The sequence below is a fragment of the Acidisoma sp. genome (assembly GCF_035492295.1).
Lineage (GTDB): Bacteria > Pseudomonadota > Alphaproteobacteria > Acetobacterales > Acetobacteraceae > Acidisoma.
Genome location: NZ_DATJJK010000222.1, coordinates 1 through 7220, shown reverse-complemented (window position 1 = coordinate 7220; position 7220 = coordinate 1). Strand labels below are relative to the sequence as shown.

At 66.2% G+C, this 7220-nt stretch carries 7 protein-coding genes; 6 read left to right on the top strand and 1 reads right to left on the bottom strand.

The window, feature by feature from the left end; all coding sequences use genetic code 11:
- The 6 genes from argJ to VL752_RS16805 form a co-directional block, all read left to right on the top strand.
- Positions 1–844: bifunctional glutamate N-acetyltransferase/amino-acid acetyltransferase ArgJ (gene argJ, locus VL752_RS16830; protein WP_325357018.1), on the top strand; the 844-nt coding region annotated here is incomplete at its 5' end.
- Entirely contained in the window at positions 825–1835 is a 1011-nt protein-coding gene (gene mutT / locus VL752_RS16825) for an 8-oxo-dGTP diphosphatase MutT (protein WP_325357017.1), read from the top strand. The genes argJ and mutT, both read left to right, overlap by 20 nt.
- Before the next feature lie 46 nt (positions 1836–1881).
- On the top strand, positions 1882–2634 hold the full coding sequence (locus VL752_RS16820) for a competence/damage-inducible protein A (RefSeq protein ID WP_325357016.1): 753 nt from the start codon (positions 1882–1884) through the stop codon (positions 2632–2634).
- Between the two features lie 14 nt (positions 2635–2648).
- Positions 2649–3935, top strand: a complete 1287-nt coding sequence (locus VL752_RS16815) for a threonine/serine ThrE exporter family protein (protein ID WP_325357015.1) — start codon at positions 2649–2651, stop codon at positions 3933–3935.
- Between the two features lie 76 nt (positions 3936–4011).
- Positions 4012–4515: an Lrp/AsnC family transcriptional regulator gene (locus tag VL752_RS16810; protein WP_325357014.1), complete on the top strand. Its 504-nt coding sequence runs from the start codon at positions 4012–4014 to the stop codon at positions 4513–4515.
- On the top strand, positions 4512–5681 hold the full coding sequence (locus VL752_RS16805) for an MFS transporter (RefSeq protein ID WP_325357013.1): 1170 nt from the start codon (positions 4512–4514) through the stop codon (positions 5679–5681). The genes VL752_RS16810 and VL752_RS16805 overlap by 4 nt, the downstream gene beginning before the upstream one ends.
- Positions 5682–5818: 137 nt before the next feature.
- On the opposite strand, the gene VL752_RS16800 is transcribed toward VL752_RS16805, so the two are convergent.
- Complete coding sequence (locus VL752_RS16800; protein ID WP_325357012.1) at positions 5819–6793, bottom strand: HNH endonuclease signature motif containing protein; 975 nt, start codon at positions 6791–6793, stop codon at positions 5819–5821.
- Positions 6794–7220 lie beyond the last annotated feature (427 nt).

Genomic DNA, 7220 nt, shown 5'->3' with positions numbered 1-7220 from the left:
CGAGCGCATCACCGCCGCTCTTCCCGCGCTGCATGAGCGGCTGCAGGAGGACGGCTGGGAAGCCGCCGCCCGCGCCATCATGACAACCGATACCTTTCCCAAGGGGGCGACCCGCAGCGCGATGATCGGCGGCGTGCCGGTAACGATCAACGGGATCGCCAAGGGTAGCGGCATGATCGCGCCCGACATGGCGACCATGCTCTGCTTCGTCGCCACCGATGCCGCCATTCCAGCCCCTGCGCTGCAGAAGCTGCTCGCGAAGGGCGTCGAACCCAGCTTCAACGCCGTGACCGTGGATAGCGACACGTCGACTTCGGATACCGTGCTCCTTTTCGCGACCGGCCAGGTGCCACATCCGAAGGTGCCGGAGACGGGTGGCGCAATGCTGCGCGATTTCCGCCGCGCGCTGGACGAACTGCTGCTCGACCTGGCGCTGCAGGTGGCGCGGGACGGCGAGGGGGCGCAGAAACTCATTCGCATCGACGTCACCGGCGCCGTCTCCAAGAAGTCCGCCCGCGCCATCGCCTTCGCCATCGCCAATTCGCCGCTGGTGAAAACCGCGATCGCGGGCGAGGATGCCAATTGGGGACGCATCGTCATGGCGGTCGGCAAATCCGGCGAGCCCGCGAACCGGGATCGTCTGGCGGTTGCCGTCGGTGGCACCTGGATGGCCCGCGCCGGCACCGTGGTGGCAGGCTATGACGAGGCGCCGGTGGTGGCGCATATGAAGGGGCGCGAGGTCGAGATCGCGGTCGATATCGGACTTGGCGAGGGCGCGGCAACCGTCTGGACCTGCGACCTGACGCATGGGTATATCGATATCAATGGCAGTTACCGAAGCTGAGTCGCGCGCGCCCACCGATCTCCGGCTGACGACCGAGCGGCTTACCCTCCGCCTTGTCACGCCGGATGACGCCGAGCAGCTGCACCGGCTGCTCAACGACTGGGAAGTCTGCCGGACGTTGCAGAGCGTGCCCTTTCCCTATCCGCGTCTGACCGCCGATCAATGGATCGCCGATCAGGTGGCGCAGCGGCAGGATGGCCGCGGCCATCATTTCGCAATCACCGGGGATGAGAACGGGCGCGAAGTGCTGGTGGGCGCCGTCGGCCTGAAGCTCATCCGCGGCCAGCGGCGGGCGACGCTCGGCTACTGGGTTGGTCGGCGCTTCTGGGGCCACGGCGTGGCGCGGGAGGCCGCTGGCCGGGTGCTGCGCTGGGCGCTTGCCAATCTCGATCTCGATCTGGTCGAGGCGACGGTCGCGACCGACAATCCGGCCTCCACCGCCGTGCTGCGCGCCATCGGCTTCCGCGAAGTCGCGACCGGCGCGGAGGTCTTTCTCTCGCGTGGCGGCGGCAGCCATCCCGTGTTGCGCTTCGAAGCGGCGCGGAAGGATCTGTCGCCTGCGCCCGAACTGCCTCACGTGCCGAGCGGCGGGGTGCCGCTGCTCCTCGTTGCCGCCTGCGTGCTGGTCGATGCGGCCGGCCGCGTGCTGATTGCCCGGCGGCCGGAGGGCCGCGCCATGGCGGGGCTCTGGGAATTCCCCGGCGGCAAGCTCGAAGCCGGGGAGAGCCCGGAAGAGGCCCTGGTTCGCGAACTGCGGGAGGAACTCGGCGTCGATATTTCGCGCGCCTGCCTCGCCCCCTTCGTCTTCGCTTCCCACACCTACGAGACCTTCCACCTGCTGATGCCGCTTTTCCTCTGCCGCCGCTGGCAGGGCATTCCGACACCCCGCGAGGGACAGATCATCCGCTGGGTGACGCCATCTGAACTTTCCGACTATCAGATGCTGCCTGCCGACCGTCCTCTGCTCCCCATGCTGCGCGACCTGCTGTAGGGTTCCTGCAAACAGACAAACCTTCACCGCGCGCCCCGAGGTTCCCATGGCCAATCCGACCGCCTGCCTGCTCGTCATCGGCAACGAAATCCTCTCCGGTCGGACCCAGGACGTGAACATCAATTTCCTCGCCAAGCGGCTGGGCGAGATCGGCATCCCGCTGCGCGAGGTGCGGGTCATCCCCGATGTGGCGAAGACCATCATCTCGACCGTGAACGAGGTCCGCGCCGGCTTCGACCATGTCTTCACCACCGGCGGCATCGGCCCGACGCATGACGACATCACCGCCGAATGCATCTCCGCCGCCTTCGGCGTGCCGTGGGAGCTGAACGCGGAGGCCGTCGCCATCATGGAGGCACGCTATCCGGCAGGCGAGTTCAACGCCGCCCGCCAGCGCATGGCGACGATGCCGCGCGGCGCCTCTCTCATCCTCAACTCCGTCTCGGCCGCGCCCGGCTTCAGCATTGGCAATGTCCACGTCATGGCCGGGGTTCCGCGCATCATGCAGGCGATGTTCGAGAGCCTGGCGCCGAGCCTCGAGGGTGGCGCGCCGATCATCTCCCGCGCGGTTTATGCGCTCGGCCTCAAGGAAGGCTCCATCGCCGCCGATCTCGAGGGGGTGCAGAAGCGCTTCCCCGATCTCGATGTCGGCAGCTACCCCTTCGACCGTGACGGCCGGAACGGCGTCGCCATCGTCTCCAAGGGCACCGATGTCGCGGACGCCGAAGCCGCGACCGCGGAAGTGACCGCCATCATGCAGCGCCTGGGTCTCGCACCGATTCAGGGTGAGCCGGCCTGACCGGGTACCCGGCAATGACCGATGCGGTGGTCGCGGGGTCTGATGCGGGAACCGAGGCCGCTGCCCATTGCCTGCTGCAATTCGGCCGCATCCTGCTGCAGAACGGTGCCGATACCGGCCGCGTGCAAGTGGCCACCCGGCGGTTCGCCGCCGCCCTTGGCTACGAGGCGCGGCTGCTTGTCTCCTATGAGGGGCTGATCCTCACTCTCGTCGCGGAGGGGCGTTTCGCAACCAAGATCGGCAGCCGCATTCCGGCGATGAATGTCGGCATGAGCCAGGCCGCCGCCGCCTATCACGTGCTGAACGAGGTCGAGGCGCGCCGCCTCGATGTCGCGGGGGCGGCGGATGCGCTTGAGGCGCTGGAGCATCGGCCGCCGGAATACAGCCGCTTCCTGGTCGCCGCCGGAATCGGCATGACCGCCGCCGCCCTCAGCCGCCTGTTCGGCGGAGACTGGGCCGCCTTCGCCGCTTGCTGGATTGCCGTCACCCTCGGCACGCTGCTGCGCCAGGATTTGGGCAAGCGCGGGCTCAGCCCCGTCGTCGTCGCCTTCCTGACGGCGGCGGTGAGCGGGCTTCTGGGCGGTTTGGGTGCGCGGCTGCTGGGATCGGGTACCGCCGCCCTCTGCCTGGTGGCCCCCGGCATGGTCATCGTGCCCGGCGTGCCGCTGATCAACGGCGTGCAGGACATGCTGCGCAACCATGCGAGCGTGGGCATCGCGCGCCTCGGCTTCGCGGCCTTCGTGATTGCGGCCATCGGCCTCGGGCTCGAAATCGGCGCGGCCCTCTCGGGCGTGGCGCTGCCGCTGGAAATGGCCTCGGGCAGCATTCCGGTGGCGGAAGATGCGGTCTTCGCGGCGCTGGCCGCCCTCGGCTTCGTGCTGCTCTTCAGCGTGCCCCTGCGCCTAGCCTGGGCGGCGGCTCTTTGCGGCCTTGCGAGCCACACGGTGCGTGCGGCCTTCATGCACTATGCCGGGCTCGACATCGTCTCCGGCACGCTGCTGGGCGCATTGCTCGCGGGCGGCCTCGCGCAGATCTTCGCGCATCGGCTGGACGCCCCGGCCGCGACCTTCGCCTTTCCCGGCGTCGTCGCCATGGTGCCGGGTATCTACGGGTTTCGCACCGTCGCCGGGATCATGCAGATCGTCTCGGCCGGGCCCGCGCCGCCGCCGGTGCTGGTGGACGAGACGGTCTCGCTGGCGCTCACCGTGCTGATGATCACCACCGCCATCACCATCGGCATCGCGGCGCCGCTGGCAATCGCCGCCCCGCGCCTGGGGACGCTGCAGGACAAGCGCGGGTAACGCCGCCTCTGCATCACGACCCTGCGACATCGTCGATTTGCCTGGATGTGGCCGATTTTTCGCGCAATTTTCCGGTATGGATCAGCTTGACCGGGAAATTCTCCGGCTGTTGCAGAGCGACAACCGGCTGTCGAGTGCGGAGATCGGGCAGGTGGTCGGTCTCTCGGTATCGGCCGCCAGCGAGCGTGTGCGGCGGCTGAACGGCGCGGGCATCATCCGCGGCAATCACGCCTGCCTCGACCCCGGCAGAGTGGGGCTTCCTCTCTGCGCCTTTATCTTCGTCGATCTCGCGCCGCACCCGGATGAAGAGGGTTTCCGGCAGCAGCTCATGGCCAGGGCGGAGATTCAGGAGATCCAACAGATCGCGGGTCCGCATTGCTATCTGCTGAAAGCAAGGGTCGCTGGCACCCAGGCCCTGCAACAGCTTCTGGCGGATCATATCAAGAGCCACGCCGATGTGCTTCGGACCGAGACGGTGATCGTGATGGAAACGGTCAAGGACACACCGGCGATGGCGCTGCCTGCCGATGGCGCGCTTGAGCCCGCCGGACAGTCCGACCCTCTGCGCGCAAAAGCATGACGGCCGCGAGCGCTTCCGCGGCGGCTCAGCCGCGTCATCGTGCAGCGCTTTTCGCGCTGGCGGCGGCGAGCTTCGGAATCGGCATGGGCGAGTTCGTCATTGTCGGACTGCTGCCCAATCTCGCGACGGATCTGCGCGTCCCGGTGCCACGCGCCGGCCTGCTGATCTCCGCTTACGCCCTGAGCGTCGCCTTCGGGTCGCCCTTCGTGGCCGTCGCCCTGCATCGGCTTTCCAGGCTCAGCGCCCTCCTGCTGCTGATGGCGATGTTCTGCGGCGGCAGCATCGCCTGCGCCTTGGCGCCCAGTTTCGCCGTGCTGCTCGGGGCGCGGGTCCTCACCGCGCTGTCGCACGGGGCCTTCTTCGGCATAGGCGCCGTCGTCGCGCTCGAAATCGCGCCACCCGGCCAGGGCGCGCGGGCCGTGGCCCTCCTGTTTACTGGCATGACGCTCGCCAATGTGGTGGGCGTTCCAGCCGGCAGCTGGATCGGGCAGAGCTTCGGCTGGCGCACGACCTTCGCGATCGTGGCCCTGATTGGTGCGGTGTCACTTGCCGCCATTGCGCGCTGGGTGCCGCGCGGCGGCCGGAAGTCGACAACCGGGTTGCGCGGCGAACTGGTTGCCTTGAAGAGCCGGGAGGTCTGGCTGGCGCTGCTCATCAGTGCCGTGTCATCCGCTGCCCTCTTTGCGATCTTGACGTTCCTGACACCGTTTCTGGAACACGAGACCGGGTTCTCTCCCCATGAAGCGGCCTTCGCTCTGCTTGTCTTCGGCCTTGGCCTGACCGCTGGCGGCCTCGTCGGCGGACGGTTGGCCGATCACCGGCTGCTGCGCGCGGTCCGCCTTCTGCTGGTGTTGGACGTGATTGTGCTCGCCGTGCTGGCGGCGGTCTCCGCCACCGGCTGGGCGGCCTTGGCGGCGGTCTTCGCCTGGGGCTGCATCGCCTTCGCCCTGGTGCCGCCGCTGCAGACGCGCGTGGTGAGCCAGGCGCGCAACGCCCCGCACTTGGCCTCCACCTTCAATCAGTCGGCGTTCAACCTGGGCGACGCGGCGGGTGCCGCCCTTGGTGCCCAATGGCTGACCCATGGATTTGGCTATGCAACGCTTCCCTTGCTGGCGGCGGGCGTGGCCGCCGTCGGTCTGATCCCGGCGTTTTTGAGCAGAAGGTGATTGACACCCCATCCGCTTGCAGTGGTCCCGCAACGGTCCATCACGGCGGCCATGCCGGTAGGTCGACGCCGTTTTGTTCTGGAAACGTCAGCATACTTGAAGAGAACGCCATGATAAAAGGTTAACAAGGCTTGCGGCTACTGTGCGTTCTTATGTTTCATTTTATTGTTGTGGATTGAAGCGTTGACGTGATCTTCCGCCAACTTTGACAAGGCGACGGATCGCGTCGAGCGAGCAGCCATCAAAGCACGATGCTCTGCTAAATAGCTCGCGGTCTTCGGATCTTTGATCTTGATCCTGGCGGTTGAATCGATCCCCGCTGTCGCTGCTTCCTCCGTAGAAAAGTCCTGAGCCAACATCAGCGCTCCGTCTTCTGCGAATGATAGGAGCAGCGCGTCAAATGCTGCATCATACATCGCGGAAAGGAGTAGGCCGTTCGCTGGATCTAGCCGCTCCACATTGTTTGAGCTTGACCACGGCTTTATGTGAGATGCCCTTAGCAGCTCTGGCCGGTTGGTCCCGAGGATCGCGCAGGAGCCCTCCCACCAGATGAGCAGATCCTTTCGGAAATTTCCCTGCCCCATCCGGGCAGCGACAATTTGCTGCCGAGTGGTCTCTGCCCCGTCAGGAACTGGAGCTACCTCGTTGGCTTGGCCGGCTAGGTCTACTCCCTGCTGCCGCGCTAGGTGGATAATGTGCTCACCAACACTGTTCGGGAGTTCGTAGAGGTAGCCCTGGTTCGGCCCGCCGCCGCTCTGAAAGGGCGAGTGGAGTGCAGGCATTTCCCCCAGAACGTCCGGAACCCAATCGCGGTAGTACATCGGCTGCAGCAGATCAGTGAAGGTAATATCAAGCCGCCAGCCGTTCCCGTACCGGAACTGATTGTCCATGGGGTCGGGACGCTCAGCAGAATAGGCAGGAAGCGTTGCCTCAGCGACAGCGCGAAGAGCGCTATTAGCACCGGAGAAGATCAGATCACCTGGTCTGACCCGTTCCATAGTCGCCCAATAAGCCTGGGTCTGACCGTTCCGCCCTCGCTTGGGCGCCCACAGATAGCCGCCTCGACGCGCACGATTCCAGTCTTTGCCATGGTAGACGATCCAAAATGCCATGCGCACCCTCCCGCTGACATTGTGGCCAGCTGAAACTGAAGAAACAATGTCTGGCGCGATTTAATTGTTACTATTGCCAATGACAGCAGAGCTCGTCGGTCTGACACCGAGTGCTACATCAGATATTCTCGGGGTATCTCGCGGTATTCCGTTCTTTAGCCAATCATGCCCGGCGCACCGCGGCATGCCCGCGGCTTGGCCGCAAACTCGACATCGCAAGAAGACAATTATCGTAGGGCGTGCCGATGTCAGTGGCGGCGTCTTTGACAACGGCGCCTGCGATGCACCGATCATCCCACCCGCGCGTCTAAGCGCGACGTCCGCCCCGCCTCAATACGCGGGGTAGGCGTAAGGATAGGGCGGCGGCGGCGGGTAGCTTGGCGCCGTGGCAGCGGCGGTGGCCGCAACCCCGATCGCGGCGCCCACG

What these genes read in the sequence shown, in the direction of transcription:
- mutT (WP_325357017.1), top strand. Translation starts at nt 825, where the DNA reads ATGGCAGTTACCGAAGCTGAGTCGCGCGCGCCCACCGATCTCCGGCTG.
- VL752_RS16805 (WP_325357013.1), top strand. Translation starts at nt 4,512, where the DNA reads ATGACGGCCGCGAGCGCTTCCGCGGCGGCTCAGCCGCGTCATCGTGCA.
- VL752_RS16800 (WP_325357012.1), bottom strand. Translation starts at nt 6,793, where the DNA reads ATGGCATTTTGGATCGTCTACCATGGCAAAGACTGGAATCGTGCGCGT.
- VL752_RS16815 (WP_325357015.1), top strand. Translation starts at nt 2,649, where the DNA reads ATGACCGATGCGGTGGTCGCGGGGTCTGATGCGGGAACCGAGGCCGCT.
- VL752_RS16810 (WP_325357014.1), top strand. Translation starts at nt 4,012, where the DNA reads ATGGATCAGCTTGACCGGGAAATTCTCCGGCTGTTGCAGAGCGACAAC.
- VL752_RS16820 (WP_325357016.1), top strand. Translation starts at nt 1,882, where the DNA reads ATGGCCAATCCGACCGCCTGCCTGCTCGTCATCGGCAACGAAATCCTC.